We start from the raw sequence: 22238 nt of genomic DNA, 5'->3' as shown, positions 1-22238 counted from the left end.
TTCACCTCTCTTGAAGCGGGGATAAAGAGGAAGATACTGAATATCATGGAGGATGAGACCGATGGAATTGTATAACGGAGATTTATATTGGCCAACGACCGAATCAGAGGACGTCGTGTTAGAAAGACCTGACAAAAAAGAGCATTACGACGTACTCGTCATCGGAGCCGGTATGTCCGGAACGTTGACGGCTTATACGTTACAACGAGATGGCGTCGATTTTGCGGTGCTCGATGGGCGAAAAGTTGGTACCGGAAGCACATCAGCAAATACCGGTTTAATTCAATATTCAAATGACATCATGTTACATGAACTGGCAGAAAAAATTGGAGAAGCGGCAGCGGTACGCTTCTATCAATTATGTCTCGACGCGGTCGAATCGCTCGACCAGGTGGCGAAAGATGTCGATGCATCCGATATATATATTCGACGGGACAGCCTTTGTTTTGCGAGTGAAGAGGACGATGTTGCCAAATTGCAACGTGAGTATGAGATGCTAGCCAAACACGGTTTTGATGTGGAGTGGTTGGATCGTGAGGCACTACGTGAACGCTTCCCATTTGAAAAACCGGCGGCCCTCATCACAAAAGGCGATGCCGAGGTCAATCCGCTCACGCTCAGTCGTCAAATCATTCGCCATTTATCGAAACAACACGTCCCGATTTTTGAAGAGACGTCGGTGGATGAGGTCGTGTCTGATGGTGATGGATGGATTGTGTTCACCTCGAACGGGACATTTAAAGCGAATAAAGTCATCTTTGCGACAGGTTATGGGCCAGCTCCCCTACTCGACTCCCATCGGATCGATTTGAATCGGTCATACGCCATCGCAACGAATCCAATCGCCGAATTCAGCGAATGGGAAGGACGCGCGCTCATTTGGGAGACGAAACGACCATATCTCTATTTGCGCACGACTCCGGACGGGCGGATTATCGCTGGCGGACTTGACGAAGACCAGGCCGAAACGCCGCACGATGAGGCGCTCATGAACGATCGGGCGGAACGAGTGAAAGAAAAAATCGCCGAGCTCTTCCCGATGTATGACTTAGAAGTCGATTATGCTTGGGTCGCCTTGTTTGGAGAGTCGGTGGACCAACTCCCGTTCATCGGGGAGCACCCGAATCGACCGAACTTGTTTTACTTGCTCGGATATGGGGGAAATGGGACCGTGTATAGCATGCTTGGCTCTCGTATTTTGAGTGCTCTCGTTCGTGGTCAGTCGCATCCCGATGCGGACCTCGTTCGTTTAGATCGAACGTAATCCCCGACATTTTGGGGATTGTTACATAATTGAAGGAGTGTTTTTGGATTGAAGAAAAAAAGAAAATCAAACAGGGTGTACCGACTACGTCGTCTTGCCGTATTCCTTGTCCCTCTCGGTTGCGCCTTCTGGTTTTGGCCACAGGAATCCGTCCCCACGACGCAGTTAAAGGCTGAACAAGCATCCATTTCCGAGGAAATATATACGATTGAAGAACGTACACCAATCGAACAAGACGGTGTCATTCGATATGAATACGACATCGTCGTACACGGGAACCCGAGTACGGATGAGCTTCAATCCGTCAGCCATGACGTCATCGATGACGTAAAACAGTCAGATCAGTTCCAGGCCGCCTTGTTACGATTTTATGATGATGCTGCCTATATCGGGACGGAACCGCCACTCGGTGAAGCCGTATTCGCTCCGGAAGGCGACTATGGACTCGCAGACTGGGTGGAACCCGGTCAAACAGACGACATGATATTCGGTTGGCAACTTCGAGAAAAAGAATGGACGACCAAATTGACCGATACAGAGATTCAAATTTGGAGGTCATGGCAAGATCAATATACGAAGCAGAATCCTGACGACCCCGATGCGAAAGCGAAAGTGACGCGCATCATTGCCACTGAATACGAACTCGACCCTAAAGTGGTACAACAAATCGTATTGAAACAGCATGTATGGGCCGCATTATAAATGTTTGTGTGAAATCTCTCTTTTTTGAAAAAGAGGGATTTTTTTATTGGCGTTAGGGAACACCGATACAGTAGGTCGAATGGTGACTTACGACGGTCAGTCATACTTAAGGGAGGCAATCACATGGGGAACAAGAAAGAAGAGCAGTTAAAACAACATACGATTGATAACGAACAACAAGCTGGCTTGACGACAAATCAAGGTCTGAAGATGGCGGAAGACGAATTCTCGCTGAAAGCAGGACGTCGTGGTCCGACATTGATCGAGGATTTCCATTTCCGCGAGAAGATGACCCATTTCGACCATGAGCGGATTCCGGAGCGAATCGTCCACGCGCGCGGCGTCGGGGCACACGGGGAGTTCCAGGTGTATGAACCGCTCGCCGAGTTCACAAAAGCGAACTTTTTGAATGACCCTTCGAAGACGACACCCGTATTCGTCCGTTTCTCGACTGTCCAAGGCTCACGCGGGTCCGCGGATACGGTCCGTGACGTCCGTGGTTTTGCGACGAAGTTCTATACAGACGAAGGGAACTACGATTTAGTCGGAAACAACATCCCAGTCTTCTTTATCCAAGATGCCATCAAGTTCCCGGACCTCGTCCACGCTGTGAAGCCTGAGCCACATACGGAAGTGCCGCAAGGGGGAAGCGCGCACGATACGTTCTGGGATTTTGTCGGACAAAACCATGAAACGGCTCACATGGTCATGTGGGCGATGAGTGACCGGGGGATTCCACGTAGTCTACGCATGATGGAAGGGTTCGGGGTGCATACATTCCGTCTTGTAAATGCGGAAGGAAAAGCTCATTTCGTCAAGTTTCATTGGAAACCAAAGCTCGGGGTTCATTCACAAGTATGGGACGAAGCCCAAAAAGCAGTCGGGAAAAATGCTGACTTCCACCGTGTCGACCTTTATGAAGCAATCAATAAAGGCGACTATCCTGAATGGGAGCTCGGCCTGCAGCTGATCCCGGAAGAAGACGAGTTCAACTATGACTTCGACATCTTAGACCCAACCAAACTGTGGCCGGAAGAAGAGATTCCAGTGAAACTCGTCGGAAAGATGACACTTAATCGAAACGTCGACAACTTCTTCGCGGAAACCGAACAAGTCGCCTTCCACCCGGGTCATCTCGTCCCAGGAATCGACTTCTCGAACGATCCGCTCTTGCAAGGTCGTCTGTTCTCGTATACGGACACCCAACTGTCGCGTCTCGGTGGACCAAACTTCCACCAGATCCCAATCAACAAGCCCGTTTGTCCGTTCCACAACAACCAGCGGGACGGGATGCATCAAATGGCCGTTCACAAAGGTCAGACGAGCTACCATAAAAATGCGCTCAACAATAATCAGCCGGAACCTGTACCAGCCGATCAAGGTGGATTTGAGCACTATCAAGAGAAAATCGATGGTCATAAGATTCGGGGACGTAGTGACAGCTTCCTTGATTTCTATTCACAGGCGAAGCTCTTCTACAACAGCATGACCGATGTCGAAAAACAACACATCCAAGATGCCTGCAGTTTTGAGCTCGGAAAATGTGAGTCGGACATGGTGAAAGAGAACGCCGTCGATTTATTGAACCGCATCGATCGTCATCTCGCTGAAGTCGTCGCCGACAACTTAGGAGTACATGTGCCCGAAGAGAATAATGAGGTCCAGTCAGATAAGACGTCCCCTGCTCTCTCGATGGCGAACACAATCAAAAAGCCCGATACGAAGAGCGTCGCCCTTCTCCTTGCCGGTGACGTGGATGCGAATCAGGTGAAACAGTGGGTGCAGACGCTCGCCGATCACAACGTCAACTACAGCCTTGTCGGCAAGAAGGCGTATATGCTTGGTGACCTGAAGGTGAAGGAGACGTACGATACGGTCGACTCGAGCCTTTTCGATGCCGCCTTTTTAGTGAGTGCCGCGACGACTGTCGAGGATGATGTGCTCGAATTTATCGAGAACACGTACAAGCACTATAAGCCGCTCGCCCTACACGTACACCATAAAGAGGCACTCGCCACATGTCGCGTGAAGCAAGACCAGCCTGGTGTCTTCACGTTTGACGAGCATAACCTCGATGGATTCAATGCGTTCATCGATGGGATTGCGACTGCCCGATTCTGGGACCGTGCCTAACGATGTCACTTGACTCGACTCGATTCCCGAGTCGAGTTTTTTCATGTCTGTCATTCACTGCATGCAGTGCATCATCTCGGACAATCCTAATTTGATTTGGTATACTCTTTTAGTTATGTTTATTAACTATTCGAATTTGAAGAAAAGGAGGCGTCACGTATGATGCAACAACCTATTCAAAAACTTTGGACGAGAGACTTTTTAATCATCTCGCTCATCAACTTCTTCCTGACGCTCATCTTTTTCTTATTGATGGTCACCATCGGGGTGCATGCCGTCGAGTCGTACGGGGCGACCACGAGTCAAGCAGGACTCGTCACTGGCATCTTCATCATCGGGACGCTGACCGGGCGCTTGTTCATCGGTCGACTGATTGATTCGATCGGTCGGAAGAAGACGCTTTATATCGGGCTCGTCTTTTTCACCGCCACGATTTTATTGTACTTCGTCCATTGGGGTGTCGGTTTCTTATTACTGACACGGTTCGTACACGGACTCGGGATGGGATTATCGAGTACGGCAACTGGAACCATCGTCGCGCAAGTCATTCCCGCGACTCGAAAAGGTGAAGGGATCGGTTACTACAGCATGAGTTCTACTCTGGCGACAGCCATCGGGCCCTTCGTCGGATTACTTCTCAGCCAACATACGAGCTTCACCGTCATCTTCGCTCTTTGCTTTGTGATCGGGGTCATCAGTTTGGCGAGCACGTTCTTTGTGAATGTGCCTGAGGTCGACGCACCTGAAGTCGTACGTGGATTCTCTTTAAAATCGTTCGTCGAACCAAAAGCGCTACCGATCGCCTTGATTATCGGGATGGCCGCACTAAGCTACTCGAGTGTCTTGTCCTATATCAACTTCTACGCGAGTGAACTCGACTTGATCGAGGCGGCGAGCATCTTCTTCCTCGTCTATTCGGTCGCAGTCCTATTATCACGACCGATCACAGGAAAGTTGATGGACGCGCGCGGAGCGAACGTCGTCATGTATCCGGCAATTGCCATCTTCGCGATCGGTCTACTCGTGCTCAGTCAAGCGAATAGCGGTTGGATGCTTCTACTTGCCGGTGCGTTAATCGGATTAGGCTTCGGGAATATCCAATCCGGCACCCAAGCAATCGCTGTCAAGGCTTCTCCACCTCACCGAATGGGGATGGCGACATCGACCTTCTTCATCGCACTTGATGCCGGTCTAGGGTTCGGTCCCTATTTCATCGGGTTGTTGATTCCGTTGACAGGCTTCTCGACCCTTTATTTGATTCTTTCAGGCGTCGTTCTCTTTACCATTTTCTTGTATTACGTCATGAACGGACGAAACGAACAAAAACAACTGAACGAAGCGGCTTGACGGGATGTACGTACATCCCGTCTTTTTTTGAAAGTTCACACATTTGGTCGAATGATGCGGTAAGATAAAAATGACGTGTAAAAAATAGAATGAACGAAATGAGGGAGACGAGATGAAAGCTGACCAAACACTTCAATCCAACGCATCGATTTTACTACGGACGTTCGATAAAATTTCAGACTATGTGTTCTTTATGGAAGTCGATGGTTCAGCATATCGCTACGTCTTCGTAAATGAGCCTGGGAAACGGGCCATCAATTGGTCAGATGCGGATGTCGGGAAGACCATCGATGAGTTGGTCCCGATCGAGACCGCTAAACTTATTACGCAGTATTACGATGAAGCGATTCGTACAAAAAAGAGTGTCGTCTATGAAGACTACCGTCTTGCTGACTCCTTTTATACGGATACGGTCGAGGCGGATGATGTATTGACGCTCCCCCTTCATTATTTCGAGTCAGAAGTGACGCCGATTTTCAATGATGAGGGGAACTGTACCCATATCGTCTCCGTCGTTCGTGAAGTGACGGAACGGAAGCGTCGCGAACTCGAATTGTCGATCTTAAAAGATCATCACGAGTCGCTACGACGGTATTCTCCACATGGCATCTTTGTACTCGACCATCATTTGAACATCAAATCCGTCAACCCGGCCGTCACGGTCATCACGGGTCATACGGAACAGGATATGCTTCACCAGCCGTTCCTGCACTGGCTTCCCGAGAGTGAGCGGTCTCGGGTCAGGAAAGGGTTACAATTCACGCTGTCTGGGATTCCATACAAGTATTCCATTTATGCTGAACATCAATCCGGGGAACGACTCGACTTAACCGTCCTCAACATTCCAATCGAGGTCGGCGGTAACATTACCGGCCTGTTTGCGATCATCATCGATTTGACGCCAGAGAAAAATGCCGAGCGTGCCACGGTCGAAAGCGAACGTCGTTACCGTCAATTGATTGAAACCATTCCGGAAGGCATCATTGTGCATCAGGAAGGACAGATTATATATGCGAACGTGATGGCACTCGCCACAATCGGAGAAACCTATCTAGAGAATGAATCGATTTTTTCATTCATCGCAGAAGAGTATCATCAGTCCACCCGTCAACGACTTGCCTCTCTCGAACTCGGAGGCCCCGTTCAAGATACGGAAATGGTCATCATGACACCGAGTGGAGACAAGCTCCAGATGGATATCAGTAGCCTTCTCATCGATTATGAGGGTGAAACGGCCGTCTTAACGATTTTGCGTGATGTCACGGAGAAACGTGAAATGGAACAAGCGTTAAGACAGAGTGAGTTACAATATCGATTGATCACAGAAAACATGAGTGACCTCGTCTGTATACTAGAACGGGATGGTACTGTTCGTTATGCTTCCCCTTCTCACCGTACCGTGCTCGGTTTTGCGGCCGGATATTACGAAGGGAAGAATACGCTCGACTATATCCATCCGGACGACATCCAGATCGTCCGGGAGCAGTTGAAAGAAATGAAGGAAGAAGACATCTCCTTGACCCTTGAGTTCCGTCATTTCCATGCTGACCAGCGCTGGATTTGGCTCGAAACGAAAATTCAGGCCATCTATGATGAATCCGGACTTCTCCTACACTATTTGACGGTTAGCCGAGAAATCATGCAGCGTAAAGCACTAGAGAAGCAACTGAAGCATTTGGCGTATCACGACACGCTGACCGACTTACCGAACCGTCGTTTCTTCCTCGCTTACCTCGAGGAAGCGATCGATCGAACCGAATTCGAGCAAGGTGAATTGGCCGTCCTCGCTCTTGATGTTGACCGATTCAAACAAATCAACGATACGTTCGGTCATGATGTGGGCGATGAACTCTTGCGACAACTCGCTCGTCGATTGACATCCGTGCTTCGCAAACAAGATATGATTGCCAGACTTGGCGGTGATGAGTTTGCCGTTCTCATTCGCTTCAACGATTCCTGTGCCCTACATCGGGTTGCAGAGAAAATCATTCAAGCACTACAGCGCCCATGGGAAATCGACCAACATACGTTCATTACGACTTCAAGTGTCGGGGGTGCTCGATTTGTAAAAGGGTTGTCGACCAAACAGTTACTAAAACGTGCCGACCTCGCTCTTTATGAAGCCAAAGCAGGTGGACGAAATCAATATGCACTCTCAAAACAAAATGAACCAGAAGAGTTAGACACTGAGTCACTTGGTTAGGCGACTTTTAGAACCCTAGTCCGACATTTCATAGAATTCAGTTTTTTAGTCGTTTTTTGATGTAATCTTGATTATAGTAATCGATGTATCGTACGAACTCCTGTTCGAATCAGGCCCGCCCTCAAATTTCTTGAGGTGGATAAGCTCGAATTCGAGAACGACAAAGAAATTGTCTATGTTAACGTTTTCGAGATAAGTACAGCTCTTTCGGGATATGCTTCGGGTGATTCCGCGCCCTTGTAGCTTTAGTGATATGTCTGTTATGTATAAAAACCTATCTCACCACATGTGAGATTATGGAGCATAAACTGCCAACGAACTTTCATATAAATCTCAACTTTCAGACGAAAAAACTCAAAGTGAATCTATCTCCCGAAAAGATGATTCGTTATATCCAGGAATTTCACTAAACACATCTGGACTAGTACATCGTCCATGAACTTGACCTGGTTCAGTCTATGTAATTTCGGAGTGACCATCAAGACAACATATAATTGAATTGGCGTGAAGAGCTATGTTTCAATCGTTCTTGAGGTTCAAACTAGAATATCTAAAGAATATACAGGAACCGATTCAGTTCTCCGTTATTCGCGAGCGAAACAAGCTATTTGATAGTAGCTAATATAAAGAAAAGTACCCAAAACGCGTCAAAGATTGACGTATATTGGGTACTTTTCTTTATGACGAAACAAATAACTAACTCTTTACTTATTGAGTGATATTGGGATTAGGCCCCGTCGTTTGACTTAATAAACTAAAGTGACTATTTATTGTTTCATTACAGAACAGTGATGGTCTAATATCCAAACTCCCATTTAAATTTTCAAAGAAAACTCTGTATCGATTCTCTAATCTTGGAAAACCTTCCGCTCCAAAAGTAGGTGATGTCCGGTTGAAATTCCAATGTGGATATGCATCAAAGATTTTCTTATCAAGATACATCATGGACAAAAAACCCATAATCATATCTCGCGGCCTGAATTGATTCTTTATTGTAAAATTACTATACTGTTGAAACGGAAGGCTACCATAATTCAATTCCTGTTCGAAGAAAAGCCAAGACAGTACTGTTAGAGCATCCGACTGATCGCTATCCAAATCAAGATGATTGATTTCTTCACCATTATAGACACTCAGGCATTGTTCATATGTTGCATATTCATATAAGTCTCTAAAGACATTGTAATGCGTTGCATCTCCACCATAAAGTTCTTTATATCTTCGTGATGCATCAAAATAAAAATCAAAGACCCCGTGATTAAAATGCTGTGTCTTCCACCTTGAGTCGTCTTCTTCATATTTTTTCTGCGCCTTAAATGCGACCAGTCCATTATATGATCTGTACTCTATAGAGAATTCGCCGTACTTCTCACTTGTGTGTACCGTCTTCTTCGGCCTGAATAGTTTTGAGTCGCCAGGAATTTTTTCTTCTACGAGTACTATCTCTCCTGTCCCAATTCTGTTTAGGGCCCTCTCACTTAGATTAAGATTATTAAGTTCTGTATTCCTGGGGAATTTTTGATTTACAATCTCAGCAAAGTCTTCATGCAGTTCTCTTACAATCAAAGAGTACCTTGTGTACATGATTCAGTCTCCTTTTCATGGCATCTAATTACTGGCTGTTGGTTGAGCATCTAATGCCTAATAATTATGGTGAACTTAAGATAATGAGATTGTCGACATTCTATATCATTCATGTTTGAAACGAACTATATATCAATTGATTTGTCAATACACCTTAACCTGAGTCGGTGATATCAGATACCCTATTAACTCATAGTCATGTAGGATAGTGCGAGTAAATAGGGTCGAAAATCCTAGAGTATATTATGAGACTCAGAAATTAGTTGACATCAATCAACTATCTCGATGAGATTCTGTTGCCGCTCTCACTAAAAATTCAATCCTCATGATCCTAGCCATATACTCAGGTATATCCTCTTCCAAGTGAACAATCACTTTTGAAAACTTCATCGTCAAATCACTACATTCGCATTATTTATAGTAGGTTAGATGACGCTCACTCCACACCCCCATAGTAACTAACTATAGAGTTCCTTAGCCGTTGTGAAAATTCCACTACACTCGAGACGCGCTTGTCTGACTACAAAGAGATGGTCAAGGAGTACTTTCTTTTCTGGAAACTTTCCATGATGAAGAAGTCGGTGGCACACAGGGCAGAGGGAGACCACATTCGCCCTCACATTCAGACTGTTCAAGAAATGCTCTTGGCAACCCAATGGAATGAGGTGATGGGCTTCCACGTAATTTCTGTCACTCACTCGGGAGATGAAGGTGCTGTGCGAAGCATCGAATTCACATAGGAAGCCTGCATCAATCAGTGTGCCTCTAACCATTTCGGGATCTCTTGTCCAAACCTTCCGGCTAAATACCATCCTATGCTCAGGTCGGCTCCGTGGACTGTCATGAAAAGTGCTATCTGGTTCATGTGTTGTTACGTCCTCCACCTGTCTCATGAGTTCGGCCTTGGCAAATGATAATTCAATCGTAAAACGTCTCTCCTCATAAAAAATGATGTAGTTTTCAAGGTGATTCAGCGCAGCACTGTACATTCTGTTCCCTTTACTGTTCTTTAGAGAGAATTCAGGGCTCTTGAGAATCAGATTGATAAACTCAATGTCATGAGTTTCAAACAAGTCGCATTCCGGAAGTCCATAATATATTAGTTCTGAAGATATCGGTCGAATCCATATTCTAAGACTCACCTCCTTTGATGGTATCGAACCTTTATCAAGGTTGAAACCTCTTGATTTCGTTTGAGAGTCTCAAAGTATATCTGTGGGTGAACGTGTTGAAATAGTTTAAAAGGATGTATACCAAGGTTAATGTGAATACCGTCATTAGATTATGTTTTACGTTGAAATTTTCGGGGTTGATTAAAGGTTCAAACATCCCAAAAAATGCGATAAGCGAGAGATAGATTACGGCGATGGTCGTCATCCTCTGATTCTTTAAGGAGGGAACTAAGAAAGACAGATTCCAGATTTTTTCTTTAAAAGGTTTTAACGTATCGAGATACGTATTATAGGCATCAAGTTCCCCTTCCGTGAAGTGTGTCTTCGCCTTCTTGACAAGAGTCACTCTATAGGTCTCGGTATCTTCATACTGCTTCACAACTTCATAGATTAACTTGATTCTCTCTTTTTCAAACCACCAGATAGTTATGCATGAATTCCTTTTGAAATTCTCGAAGTCTGTACTGTACCTGACAAACTCACGTAGCCTGTAAATCTTACTAATAGATTTCTTGTTTCGTCTTCTCATCCTCTTGATTCTTTGATGATCAATGCTCGACGTAAATCGGATGTTTTGAATTTCCGTTCCTCCCTCGAGAAGAATGGCCTCCTGAAAGACCTTCTCCTCGAACTCCTCTATCTTTTGCAAAAGTAACGGGTCCACTTCTCTCCTTAAAAACATCATTTCATGATAGGAAAGCTCTATCTCCATATCAAGCTCAAGCTTTTTCTGTCTCATAGACAAACTGAAAGTCAGAATAAAACCACCGATTATTGCGAAGATGGTAGCGCTAACACTCAACAAAATTCCCATGTCTGGTCTAATCATCTGGACAGTCGACGCCGACTGTGAAAGTATTGCATTTGCCATCTACGCTCATTTCCTCTCATAGAGTCCCGAATCGAGTTCAGACAAGATTTTGCAAGTATCTCCGTGTGTGAAAAGTTGCAGATACATCTTCGCACGTGTGATACATACATATAACAGACGTCTCTCTAAATCCCAAAAATCTGACTCTTCATCACCTTCAGGAACGGTCGTAGGATTGATGAGGTCAGCAATCAGGACGATATCGAACTCAAGACCTTTGGCGGAATGAAAGGTACAGAACTTCACCCCAGGGGTATAAGGATTAAATTTTTTATTTTTGACGATTTGAGGATAGGCGATTTTCTCTTTTTTCAGTTCCTTCTCAAGGCGCCATCCCGTCGTCGAGTGACGATATAGAACCCCGATGGTGGCCAGAGGGAAATTTTTGACGAGCTCTCTGATTGACTCGATGATTCGTGCGTCTTGGTGCTTCTCGTTGCTACTAATCAACATGTGTGGAACAGGACCCTCACGCTCTGGGATTCCCGGTACCACGTATTCCTCATCATAAATCACCGAATCCTTTTGCTGCAGGCTCGCAGCAAGTTGAATGATTTGTTTGGTGGATCGATGTGATTCCGTCAAAATCTTGGTCCGGTTACCTGTGATGTTCAGTCCTATATCTTTCCATGTGAACGAGGTCTTGTAAATCTTTTGTCCCTTGTCCGCGGCGACAATCAGCGATCGTCTGGCACATTTTCTCAGCAACTGTAGCTGAATCTGTTGTAGGTCCTGCGCTTCGTCGATGAAAACATGGTCGAACTTGCACTCTTCTGGAATCTTATCGAAGTTTCGGAACAGCTTGATGGCAAAATCATCGAAATCCAATTTCATTCCTTTCTGATTCTCATACTCCTCGAAAATCATGAAGATGACCTCGCGATCTTTCAAGGTGACCCTGGTGCCAGTCCCCCTCCCTTTTCGACTTGCCTCCAGGTATTCTTCCACTGTAGAAATCCCCTTGCCCTTTATCCAGCTGATTTCATCGGAGATGAATTCAAGGTACTGCTCCCCGTCAGTAAAACGATGGTTCAAGTACCCGAGTCGGCGGATGGAAATCTTCAATTTCTCCAACCTTTTGTCGCCCTTCCTGTCCTCGAGCAAATCAAAGCTCTGTCTGAACGTCTTTCTGTAAGCGCTCATGGCCCATCCATGAAACGTGTGTATGTTCAGGTTTTCCAGCTCATATCTTTCGATAAGAAGACCAGTCGCCCGTGAAAGCGTGTTTGCATATGTGAAGATGCCCACCTTTTCCACAGGGTATTTCTCGGCTGTGCGCTTCGCTTTCTTCAGCAGTACTAGCGTCTTCCCACTCCCTGCTATCCCTTTAATCAAAAGCTGGCTGGCGTCGTTCTCGACAATCTCTTCTTGCCCCCGTGTCAGAACCGGCTCTTCCGCCATTCCTAAGGACTCGTAACTCATCTCATCAATCCCTTTCATATCCATTCTTAAGTCAAATGAGGTCTTCCTCGTCGTCATCATCCATCTCATCTTGAACACTCAGACTGCTCAAATCCCCATGCATCATCTTAAGGTCAGCAATCATATTTTGCATCGACGAACGTTCATGCTCCAGTGTGGTGACTCTCCATGCTCTTGCGACCTTCATCCAGAGATCATCCATACTCATCTGCCCCCTTCTTTAGAGTCGATTCCATACTCGCCCTCTAGACAGCTATCCAGATGGGGACAGAACTTACATGCAGAACCCGGGATCGCTTCAAACGGTTCGTCGGTGGTGAGTTTCCTGGTCAATTCGTTCAGGTTGATTCTCATATTGGTTCTCGCATGTTCAAGCCATTCTTTTCTGGTTTCACGTTTGATTCCGGGTAGTTGAAAGTCTACACGACCGCCTGATATCTCGATGCCTCGTTCCACCTCGATTTCGCTCGTTATCTCCTCAACAAAGCTTTTGTATTTTAAAGCAATGCTCTGTTTCTTATAGTTCGTCCATTGCGGGAACAATCTTCCTACCGCTTTCAACCGTTGTGTGTCATTTAGTGAGGGCTCTCGTTTCAGCACCCATAACAAACTCGTGAACTGGAACTGATGAATGAACTCGTCCTCGAAGACAGGGTGTTTTTCCAAGATATAGCTATAATAGAAACGACGTGGGCATTGGTCATATTCCACCATAAAATCGAAGAACATCAACTCTTCGAGAACAGATCTGTCCGGCTGCTCAGGCAAGGTCGTGAAATCGAAAGCATTTTGTCTTCGAGTCGTGATAGGAGTCGCCACTTCTTCAGAGGCGCTGGTCTCGCGGAATTTGAGTTGACGTGTGTATACAGATTGATTCAGATTCTCCCGGTCCAAGAAGTTTCGCATCCATGACACCTCTAGATTCGCCACGGGAAGGAACTCGAGCGAGATATACAGGAGGTAACGAGAAATCTGTTTGACGGACCGATTTCGAATCAAATCGAGTTCGAGTGCCGTAAATCGCTCGGACAGCTGCTCGAAGGTTCTCTCTTGCAGCGGCCAAGGTATATCGAACTCATCGAGAGGAAGACCCCTATCGTCCATCCCGGTGAGATATACCTTGTCCCGTTCCTTGAATGCCTCTCCATCAATCTCGATGAAAGGCCTGATGAAGGGGTTCTCATCCTTTTCCAAGCTTCCGCTCAGATATAGGTTGATTGCTTCCCCCACGTCCTCGTATAGGAAAAAATTATCGTCTTCGATTTGCTTCAATCGCTCGTTAAGATACGAAAGCACCTCTCTTTCCTCTTCCAAAAGATCCGGCGCATCGTTCGGTCCATGTATCTTAATCAGCTCGAAGAGACGTGAGAAGTGCTCCCCAATCCTTGCTTCTTCGGCCTCAATCACGAACAATTCCTCAGAGAGGAAGAGGAGCTGTTCATAAAAGAAGCGGATATCTGATAACTGTTGACGCGTGAGTGAGAGATAAGAGATTTTTACGAATGGGCTTCTGACACTTTGAAGCCTTCTCGTGTCTCCGGGTTTTTCGAAACGCACGAGGACCGTATCATAGAGGCTTTCCAATTCAGAGAGCCGCTTCCCCCAATCCTCAGTCAGATGGCAATCTTTAAAGAAGGGGAGGACCTTCCTCAAAAGATGAGTATAGTCTCGTGCGTTCTTACGGGAACTCGGATTATATAACCAGCCCGATGAGAACGCAGAGACCAAGATTTCCTCATCAAGGACAAGTCCCTCTTTCTTCTTCATCTGATGTATTCTCCCGATGAACTGTCCAATCGGATAACTGAGAAAGTTTCTTCCTTTCGAGAATTTCTCCGGATAATACTGGATTAGGACTTCATTCAGCATGTCCGCATTCGTGGCGACAATCTGTGAACTTGGAACATCTTCTTGGTCCTTATCTTCATCGTGTGGACCAATTGGATGTAAGGGAACGATGACCCTATCGAGAAAATCGAAAAAGCTCTCGTATCGAATTATCTTTCTACCACTATCTTCTTTTTCTACCTTTCCACCCTCATAGGCTTTCAGTAAGGTGCCACCTGCTCCGAGAACGTTATCACATCTGAGATTCTCGACTTTCCAGTCATCCTCCCAGCCGAAGCGTCCAGAGATGAAAGCCCGTGTGAAATCAAAGGTCGTCGGAAATCGCTCGTCATAAAGATTAAAGAACAGAAAGTCGGCTCCAGTCGATTTGAGCCCTTCCAAGAACACCTGTTGTTCCGGTGTGACGAAGTAAAACCCATGGAGGACAAGTCTAAGGGCATCGGTCCGCACACTGCTCTCTGAGATATCTTCGAGGGCCCTTATAAGTTCAGTGTCCGACCACCCCTGTCGAACCTTTTCACGGACCTGTTCATAGGTGTCATCCACTTCTTCTACGGCCCTCCATATCTCTTGAAACAAGCGTTCCTTCTCTGTGAGCACATCGACATACGAGAAATCATTCGGGCTCACCCCGATGTAAGTCAAAGAACGGATTGTATCGAGTAGGTCGGTCTTGTTCTTCCTGAACGCCTCCTTGAGCTCGACGTTCACAATCTGAAGATTCGCGATGACGCGTGAAAGTTTGAGGAGCTGTCTCAACTTCTCTTCAGGGGAGTCCCACTCCTTGAGCAGGGCGTCCATCACTTCCCTGATGGTGAAGACGCTCATGAAGTCGCCCGTTCCCTGGTCCTGATAGGCCTCCTTGATGCCCTCTGCCATATTCTTGGTCGAGCAGAGATGAATCGCTTTTTTGATATCATCATATTTCGAGTGCGCCCGCCATTTTTTCGGGTCATCATAGGTATAGACTTCAATCTTCATCTAGCACCCCTTTCATGGCCATATCCACAAGACCGGCCCAACTGTCCGCCTCAAATTTTTTAGGCAATAGCACGACGAGCCTTCGTTTAGCACGTGTCATGCTCACGTACAGGAGTCTCGTCTCCTCCCGCTTCGATTCCACACCCTCTGAGCTCTCCAATGTTTTCAAATGACTGTTCGACGTGTGTTTGAGTTTCCATCCCACTTTACGCCCTTCACTCTGGACGCCCTTGTCTTCTTCGATATAAAAACCTGTACGATTGACCTTGAAGCAATAATTCATCTTGGGCATAATCACCGTGTGATATTCCAATCCTTTTGATCGGTGTACAGTCGTGATCTCAATTCGATCCGGTACATCGTCCACCATCGGCTCGTTCTCCGACCGATTGATACGGATTTGAAGAGATAGCCATTGATGGATAGCCCACAACGTCCCTGTAGAGGCATCGAATCGCTGCTGGAGCATGTTCATAAGATGTGACAGGTTAAGGCCGTACTGAGCGGCACGCATCTCTGCTACCGTCGACTCCGCCTCCCGATGCAGATAGTATGGAAGTATGTTGTCCCTCAAGCCCTTCTCGGTAATCACCTTTTGAATCACAGAAAGGACAGGGGACAGCCTCAGGTCACGTACATAACCGGATAAGTCATTCCCGATGTGCGAACGGATAAATGTATCCAGTCGTTCGCTATCACCTTGGAAGCCCACGAGTGTCCTGGTCGGAATCTCATATGCAAAATAAGGGGACTCCAAGAGCCCGATGGCATTTTTCATCTCGTGGGGGTACAATAATGCATCGAGAAGCATTTTGAAATGCCGGACGGCGTCAGATTTGAAAAATGTTCCGTCCAGATTCTGCGTGACGGCCAGCCCGGCCTCCTCACAGATTCGCGCGACATCTTTGGCGTGCCTATTCGTCCGCACGATGAGTGCCACTTTACGATTCTCTTTAGCTGAGAGACGACGCACTTCGGCCAAAGCTTGTTCTACTTTTTCAATGATTTTCCCATTCAAGTCCTCTCTTTTGACCTTATCAATCACCAGCTCTTGGTCTACCATCCCTGTTGATTCGACACCGACGAGGCGGTCGAGGTCCGTATAGGGAAGAAGCTTCTCAGAGTTCTCGCCCCATGCAGCAAACATTCTACCCATTTTGTCTAGAAGGCTGGCAGAAGTACGATAGTTCTGGTTCAACGATAATGAGCGGAGAGGAGAAGCGACGAGCGAGTCCAGACGTTCAAAGGAGGTATAGTCCGCCCCCCTGAAACGATAGATGGACTGTTTGACATCGCCTACCACGAACAAACGGTAGTTGAGTTCGTTCCTTAGGGTCGCGACAAGCTCAATCTGAGTGTTGTCGCTATCTTGGAACTCATCGACGAACAGGTATTTGTTAGGAAGTAGCTGGTTCACCGCACCTCTAGTGGTAAATATCCGTAGTTTCCGAATCATGTCTCCCATATCGATTGCATTCTCGGTCCGTTTCACGGCATCCAGACGGGCTTCGCATTGAGCGAATACGTATCGGAAGAGGTCCTGGAGCATGATATGGCCTTCGTCGGCGACGCTTCCCCAGTCGAGGGATTCGATTTCTTCTCGCGTCAACCCTTTCTTCTCCATCTCGTCCCAATACTTAATCATGAGATTGACCGCCTCGTAATGTGAGAGCCCAAGATTGATTAAGGGTTTGAGCGGATGAACCGTAAAGAACTCATCTGCAAGCTCCTCGACGATGACCTTCTTTCTCATGATGAAGCTACTGATGCGGACATCACGACCAAAGCCGATTTCATGGGCGAGCCTTGTCAGAATCGATTTCGAATAGGCATGTATCGTGCTGATTTGCATATCCCTCACCTCTTCCAAGAGACGCAGGTATTTCGAATCCCCCGTCAACTCGAACATACTCAGCATCTTATTGAGGAGTCGTTCACGCATCTCGTCCGTAGATGAGTTGGTGAACGTAATCATCACGATGTCTTTCGGAGTGATATCGGTCGTCTCTAAGAGATACATGATTCGATCTATCATGACATGTGTTTTTCCCGTACCCGCCCCAGCCATTATTTTGAGATCCTCCTCTGGACCCGCGTGCACAGTCTCGTACTGTCCCGGATTAAAATCCGGGAACCACCGGGCCAAAACATCTACAAGAAAGTTTCTTTCGATTTTTCCGTCAATGTAAGAACCAATCATGCCGCTAGACGTGAAACCCCTCGCGACGAAATGTTGGAGCTGAAAGTTCTTTATATACTTATGGTTGTCTTCTAGGAACGATATCGGCAAATCGAAACCTGTGAACAGATAAACCTTTTTACCCTTCTCCAAGGCGGATATGATTCGGGGCATTTGACGATAAAAATCTGTATCGTCTTTCAGCAGGAATGTATAGGAGAAAAAATTATCCTGTTCTTCCACTAAGAACCCTTTATCGTCCTGGCCCATCTTGTCAATTCCGAAGTATCTGTTCAGTCTGTCCCAATGCCTCTCATTCATATCTTGCTTCGCTTTGACGAGATACATCGATTCGAGTCGCTTAGCCCAACCTTGTTCCATGAAATCTTCTTTTAAAAGGACAGGAGGAGAATTAAGAAGAGAGGAATACCCTCTACTCTCCCACTGATCCCTTGTAATATAAGGGAGAGCGATGACGACCCTTTTTGTGAAACTCCGGAACAACAGCGGTTCCTTCTCAATGTCATTGCACAGCATATCGAGCTGCTCTTCAGCCTGTGTATAGGGTGATATTTTAAAAGGACCATCTGCGCCCTCACAATGCCAGACTCCGCCGGTGATATGTTTGATTTGTTTTATTGATATGCCTTTGACCTCAATAACTGTCACTCCCAAACCTTTATCTACCAAAAGGATGTCAATTTCTTTACGGCCTTGATGGGAGTCTTTGAACATGGGGAAGTTCAAAAAACCGAAAGCTATCCGCGATTGAAACTCTTCTTTTACCCGTTCCCAAACAAATCGTTCGGATTCCGACCCCTTTTTATTACTGACTTCTCCTTCGAAAAACATAGTCACTACCTCCATCAAAATCGCAATTCACCTTTAAAGTATTATACTAAAAAATTCTAAAGTGTTAGAGCGTTTTTTCAAAAAAATGGTTAACTTATATTTACATTTTTTTATCGTAATATAAATGCAAATTTTATTTAATCAATGACAGTAGGAAAAGAGTATCTCCTAATAGCGTTCGGACTGTATGATATCGTACAATCAATGACTTGACGATTTTCTGGTTTTACCATCATCTAAAGATAGGCTCTCTCCGAAAAGGCGGAACCAAGTGACGTCGGTTGCCTACTTCTGACGCTAACCCGTGACTCGAAAACTTCAATTGAGGAGGTTAGGCATACTCTTTCATTCCTCTTACTTATAGGAATGGTGTTTCTTCATAAAGGATTCTAATTTAGTTATGTCTTATCCTTCATTACAAATACCTTATTTCGTGGGAATAGATACCGCATTTTTCACGTGAAACATCGAAAATAAATCATGAATCCGAACATTAAACATCAATCCATTCAATTTTATTCATTTTTAAGATAAATTGATTGAGTTATCCTTTGACTTTAAACTCTATTCACGTTATATTACCGAATGGGCGAAGTTTTTTATTATTCAATACGTTAATGTTCGTGAATAGGGGTGCGATATATGGATAAAGTATTTGATTACGAAGATATTCAATTAATTCCTGCAAAATGTATTGTCGACAGTCGTTCGGAATGTGATCCGACCGTCGAGCTCGGGGGCTTCACATTCCGTTTACCGGTCGTCCCGGCTAACATGCAGACGATTATCGATGAAAAGGTCGCATTGATGCTGGCCAAGAACGGGTATTTTTACATCATGCATCGCTTCAATCCAGAGACGCGCCTGGCGTTTATCCAAGACATGCATGAGCAAGGTTTGTATTCATCCATCAGTGTCGGCGTGAAGGAAGAAGAGTATGGGTTTATCGAAATGCTCAAATCGACCGGTCATACGCCAGAATTTATTACAATCGATATCGCTCACGGTCATTCGAATGCGGTCATCCGAATGATTCAGCATATCAAACACCATCTTCCTGGATCATTCGTCATCGCGGGGAACGTCGGGACACCAGAGGCCGTTCGCGAATTAGAGCATGCCGGAGCGGATGCGACGAAGGTTGGAATCGGTCCTGGTAAAGTGTGTATCACGAAAATCAAAACAGGTTTTGGTACCGGGGGCTGGCAATTGGCTGCACTTCGCTGGTGTGCCAAAGCAGCGACGAAACCGATTATCGCGGATGGGGGCATCCGTACTCACGGTGACATCGCCAAATCGATTCGCTTCGGCGCTTCGATGGTCATGATTGGTTCATTGTTCGCAGGACACGATGAATCACCGGGGGAAACGTTCGAGCAAGACGGGAAACAATTGAAAGAGTATTTCGGTTCTGCTTCTGAGTTCCAAAAGGGTGAGCGAAAGAACGTCGAGGGGAAAAAGATGTTTGTCGAACACAAAGGGGCACTACAAGATACATTGACCGAGATGGAGCAAGACCTCCAATCGGCGATTTCTTACGCGGGTGGTGACAGTCTCGAGGCATTGCGCACGGTAGACTACGTCATGGTGAAAAATTCAATCTTCAATGGGGATAAAGTGTATTAAAAAGGCGACCTCGTGTCGCCTTTTATAATTGCTTCATCATCATATAGTAATCCGATCCCGGCGGATAGTCCGGTAGCACACCTATTACCGTGTAACCGAATCGCTCATAAAACGGTTTCGCTTGAAACGAGAACGTCGTCAATTTCACACGCGTCGCACCGAGCGACTTCGCTAACGCCTCCCCTTCTCCAAGCAATTGGCTACCGATGCCCTGACCATGAAAGTCTGCATCGACCCAAAGGCGATCCAAATCGAACCATCCCCAATACACACTCCCATATAAGCCGGCGATCACCCGTCCTTCTTGCTCCACTTTCAACTGAATGGTCGGCACGTGCGCCTCGCGAATGTCACGATGGTAAATCGAACGAACGTTGTTATACTCACGTAATTGAGTGGTCAAAAACTGTTGGAACGTCTCGTCTTCCTCGTGAATCCGCGTGATAGTGTAAGTCATCTTCCCACCGTCCCGTTCACAAAAAACGTAATCAACTCGTTCTCTTCCTCGGTGATCTCCCGATTGACGAGTGAAGCATATGACTGCGTGATTTCATCAATATTTCCTGGGAAATCATTCGAAATGGTGGCGATTCGTCTTAATGCAAGGCAATCTTCTGCGAAGGATTCACGACTCACCATCTCACCGTGTGACCAGACAATCTGTTTAGCATCAAACGATTCCAATACATTCAACAACCGCAGGGTTTCTTCCGGAGTCATTCGCCATGTGGGAGAATAGATGTCTGCGTATAACGCGTCTCCTAAAAATAATACCCGTTCTTCTACGATGTAAAGGACAACCGCATCTTTTGCGTGGTCTCCTCCGACATGTCGTAACACGACGTGAACGCCACCGAGGTCGAGTGTCAGCGATTCTTGAAACGTCAGCGTAGGTAATACGATTTTGATATCGCGCGCGTCTCCATATTCTTCACGGATTGCTTCCGCGCAAAATGCGATTTCAATCCCTTCCGCCACCCGCTCATCGAGAGAGACATCATCCCAAGCATATGGGACAAGTTTTTCCATCCCCTGTTTGGTCGCTTCACTCGCAATGAAGACCATTCCTTCAAGTGCAGGTAAACCGAAGATGTGATCCCAATGCCAATGCGTCAATGCGACCATCGACGGCGCACGGAGGCCTTGTTTTTCTAGCTGTTCTAAAAAGAATGAGGCGTGCGAAACGGAATTGCCCGCATCGATGAGTAGCGTATGCGTATCGCCGATAACGGCACCGAGAATTGGTCGATCGGTACGGTCAACGGGTGTCATATACCAAAAACGTTCCGAATGTTTGATTAAGGTTTGCATGTACGAATCGACTCCTCCTCTAATAAATTCGTTAATTCTTCAAATGAATGCCGATTATCATTTTGAATCCGAGCGTGCCGAAGAGGTAATCGTTTCAACAGTTCAAGCTCACGTCGTTGGCGTTCCACTAAAATCTCAATCGTTCCGGCCATACCCTTATGCGCATGGTTCACACCATAGGCGCCGCTCGTATAATACTCGACAAAACCGCTTTGCCATCCCATCGGTCGTTCATCATATACAATCGGAAAGATGCGTGCAACGTCATCCAATGCCAAATAAACGACCATCGGATCAATCGGTTTTAGGATGTCTGCGACCTCTTGAACGTATGCTTCCATGTCCGCTAACGGAACATCTTGGGCAACCATTCCAATGGTGAAAGGATTTTGGAGCAACGCACATTCAAAGATGATGTCCTCTTCCTCCCTATCTAACTTTTGAACATAACGCCGCCAGCGTTCGCACATGATTCGTGTGTGAAGGGCGAAAGGTAACTCGTAGACGTCTGTTCCGATCCGTTCTTCATCACCATCATAACGGACGAGCCACCCTTTTTCGATTTCATCGAGAATGCGACCGGTTGATGGTTTGTCCTCGACCCAATAGACATCATGCATATCCACGGGGTGTGACGCATCTACTTCCGAATAGAACTTGCCATTCCGTTTATCTCGCAGCCTCTCGGCAAATATAGACTTTCCGCTTCCTGGCAATCCTTCAATCAGCCATAATCTCCCCAT

General features: G+C 46.2%; 16 protein-coding genes. 6 read left to right on the top strand and 10 right to left on the bottom strand.

Features of this window, described 5'->3' with window-relative positions:
* Positions 1 to 61: 61 nt before the first annotated feature.
* The 5 genes from IRJ25_RS10980 to IRJ25_RS10960 all read left to right on the top strand — a co-directional run bounded on the left by IRJ25_RS10980 (position 62) and on the right by IRJ25_RS10960 (position 7649).
* The gene (locus IRJ25_RS10980; protein ID WP_078146025.1) at positions 62 to 1264 is read left to right on the top strand and encodes an NAD(P)/FAD-dependent oxidoreductase; all 1203 of its coding nucleotides are present in this window, start codon (positions 62 to 64) and stop codon (positions 1262 to 1264) included.
* Between the two features lie 48 nt (positions 1265 to 1312).
* Complete coding sequence (locus IRJ25_RS10975; RefSeq protein ID WP_215244225.1) at positions 1313 to 1966, top strand: hypothetical protein; 654 nt, start codon at positions 1313 to 1315, stop codon at positions 1964 to 1966.
* Positions 1967 to 2089: 123 nt separating this feature from the next.
* Complete coding sequence (locus IRJ25_RS10970; protein ID WP_078146023.1) at positions 2090 to 4099, top strand: catalase; 2010 nt, start codon at positions 2090 to 2092, stop codon at positions 4097 to 4099.
* A 162-nt stretch (positions 4100 to 4261) separates the two neighbouring features.
* On the top strand, positions 4262 to 5446 hold the full coding sequence (locus IRJ25_RS10965) for an MFS transporter (RefSeq protein WP_074037854.1): 1185 nt from the start codon (positions 4262 to 4264) through the stop codon (positions 5444 to 5446).
* A gap of 112 nt (positions 5447 to 5558) precedes the next feature.
* On the top strand, positions 5559 to 7649 hold the full coding sequence (locus IRJ25_RS10960; RefSeq protein WP_269318293.1) for a PAS domain S-box protein: 2091 nt from the start codon (positions 5559 to 5561) through the stop codon (positions 7647 to 7649).
* A gap of 708 nt (positions 7650 to 8357) precedes the next feature.
* On the opposite strand, the gene IRJ25_RS10955 is transcribed toward IRJ25_RS10960, so the two are convergent.
* The 7 genes from IRJ25_RS10955 to IRJ25_RS10930 form a co-directional block, all read right to left on the bottom strand.
* Positions 8358 to 9233, bottom strand: a complete 876-nt coding sequence (locus IRJ25_RS10955) for a hypothetical protein (protein ID WP_269318292.1) — start codon at positions 9231 to 9233, stop codon at positions 8358 to 8360.
* A 458-nt stretch (positions 9234 to 9691) separates the two neighbouring features.
* Complete coding sequence (locus tag IRJ25_RS15200) at positions 9692 to 10006, bottom strand: HNH endonuclease (RefSeq protein ID WP_331283392.1); 315 nt, start codon at positions 10004 to 10006, stop codon at positions 9692 to 9694.
* 394 nt (positions 10007 to 10400) lie between these two features.
* Positions 10401 to 11276: a hypothetical protein gene (locus tag IRJ25_RS10950; protein ID WP_269318291.1), complete on the bottom strand. Its 876-nt coding sequence runs from the start codon at positions 11274 to 11276 to the stop codon at positions 10401 to 10403.
* 6 nt (positions 11277 to 11282) lie between these two features.
* Positions 11283 to 12767 carry a UvrD-helicase domain-containing protein gene (locus IRJ25_RS10945; protein WP_269318290.1) on the bottom strand — a complete coding sequence of 495 codons (1485 nt, stop codon included), beginning with the start codon at positions 12765 to 12767 and terminating at the stop codon, positions 11283 to 11285.
* Positions 12730 to 12900, bottom strand: coding sequence for a hypothetical protein (locus IRJ25_RS10940; RefSeq protein WP_269318289.1), 171 nt, complete (start codon positions 12898 to 12900; stop codon positions 12730 to 12732). Before IRJ25_RS10940 ends, IRJ25_RS10945 begins: the two co-directional genes overlap by 38 nt.
* Positions 12901 to 12902: 2 nt before the next feature.
* Complete coding sequence (locus IRJ25_RS10935) at positions 12903 to 15527, bottom strand: hypothetical protein (protein ID WP_269318288.1); 2625 nt, start codon at positions 15525 to 15527, stop codon at positions 12903 to 12905.
* A complete protein-coding gene (locus tag IRJ25_RS10930; RefSeq protein ID WP_269318287.1) occupies positions 15517 to 18087 on the bottom strand; it encodes a UvrD-helicase domain-containing protein in 2571 nt (856 codons plus the stop codon). Before IRJ25_RS10930 ends, IRJ25_RS10935 begins: the two co-directional genes overlap by 11 nt.
* A 1113-nt stretch (positions 18088 to 19200) precedes the next feature.
* Between IRJ25_RS10930 and guaC the strand changes: the two genes are divergently transcribed.
* On the top strand, positions 19201 to 20184 hold the full coding sequence (gene guaC, locus IRJ25_RS10925) for a GMP reductase (protein ID WP_269318286.1): 984 nt from the start codon (positions 19201 to 19203) through the stop codon (positions 20182 to 20184).
* A 22-nt stretch (positions 20185 to 20206) separates the two neighbouring features.
* On the opposite strand, the gene IRJ25_RS10920 is transcribed toward guaC, so the two are convergent.
* The 3 genes from IRJ25_RS10920 to IRJ25_RS10910 are packed head-to-tail and all read right to left on the bottom strand — an operon-like array spanning position 20207 to position 22238.
* On the bottom strand, positions 20207 to 20641 hold the full coding sequence (locus tag IRJ25_RS10920; RefSeq protein WP_074035146.1) for a GNAT family N-acetyltransferase: 435 nt from the start codon (positions 20639 to 20641) through the stop codon (positions 20207 to 20209).
* Entirely contained in the window at positions 20638 to 21495 is an 858-nt protein-coding gene (locus tag IRJ25_RS10915) for an MBL fold metallo-hydrolase (RefSeq protein ID WP_214784463.1), read from the bottom strand. The genes IRJ25_RS10920 and IRJ25_RS10915 overlap by 4 nt, the downstream gene beginning before the upstream one ends.
* Complete coding sequence (locus IRJ25_RS10910; RefSeq protein ID WP_269318284.1) at positions 21483 to 22238, bottom strand: hypothetical protein; 756 nt, start codon at positions 22236 to 22238, stop codon at positions 21483 to 21485. Before IRJ25_RS10910 ends, IRJ25_RS10915 begins: the two co-directional genes overlap by 13 nt.

Origin of the sequence: Exiguobacterium sp. KJ 601 (assembly GCF_027161185.1) — a bacterium.
In the GTDB taxonomy this organism is placed as follows: Bacteria; Bacillota; Bacilli; order Exiguobacteriales; family Exiguobacteriaceae; genus Exiguobacterium; species Exiguobacterium profundum.
The sequence above is the reverse complement of the archived record's forward strand: the minus strand, read 5'-3'. Positions and strand labels throughout refer to the sequence as shown.

Excerpts from the sequence above, each read along its gene's own strand:
- IRJ25_RS10980 (WP_078146025.1), top strand. The coding sequence starts at position 62 with ATGGAATTGTATAACGGAGATTTATATTGGCCAACGACCGAATCAGAG.
- IRJ25_RS10970 (WP_078146023.1), top strand. The coding sequence starts at position 2,090 with ATGGGGAACAAGAAAGAAGAGCAGTTAAAACAACATACGATTGATAAC.
- IRJ25_RS10965 (WP_074037854.1), top strand. The coding sequence starts at position 4,262 with ATGCAACAACCTATTCAAAAACTTTGGACGAGAGACTTTTTAATCATC.
- IRJ25_RS10960 (WP_269318293.1), top strand. The coding sequence starts at position 5,559 with ATGAAAGCTGACCAAACACTTCAATCCAACGCATCGATTTTACTACGG.
- IRJ25_RS10955 (WP_269318292.1), bottom strand. The coding sequence starts at position 9,233 with ATGTACACAAGGTACTCTTTGATTGTAAGAGAACTGCATGAAGACTTT.
- IRJ25_RS15200 (WP_331283392.1), bottom strand. The coding sequence starts at position 10,006 with ATGGTTAGAGGCACACTGATTGATGCAGGCTTCCTATGTGAATTCGAT.
- IRJ25_RS10950 (WP_269318291.1), bottom strand. The coding sequence starts at position 11,276 with ATGGCAAATGCAATACTTTCACAGTCGGCGTCGACTGTCCAGATGATT.
- IRJ25_RS10945 (WP_269318290.1), bottom strand. The coding sequence starts at position 12,767 with ATGAGATGGATGATGACGACGAGGAAGACCTCATTTGACTTAAGAATG.
- IRJ25_RS10940 (WP_269318289.1), bottom strand. The coding sequence starts at position 12,900 with ATGGATGATCTCTGGATGAAGGTCGCAAGAGCATGGAGAGTCACCACA.
- IRJ25_RS10935 (WP_269318288.1), bottom strand. The coding sequence starts at position 15,527 with ATGAAGATTGAAGTCTATACCTATGATGACCCGAAAAAATGGCGGGCG.
- IRJ25_RS10930 (WP_269318287.1), bottom strand. The coding sequence starts at position 18,087 with ATGGAACAAGGTTGGGCTAAGCGACTCGAATCGATGTATCTCGTCAAA.
- guaC (WP_269318286.1), top strand. The coding sequence starts at position 19,201 with ATGGATAAAGTATTTGATTACGAAGATATTCAATTAATTCCTGCAAAA.
- IRJ25_RS10920 (WP_074035146.1), bottom strand. The coding sequence starts at position 20,641 with ATGACTTACACTATCACGCGGATTCACGAGGAAGACGAGACGTTCCAA.
- IRJ25_RS10915 (WP_214784463.1), bottom strand. The coding sequence starts at position 21,495 with ATGCAAACCTTAATCAAACATTCGGAACGTTTTTGGTATATGACACCC.
- IRJ25_RS10910 (WP_269318284.1), bottom strand. The coding sequence starts at position 22,238 with ATGGGGAGATTATGGCTGATTGAAGGATTGCCAGGAAGCGGAAAGTCT.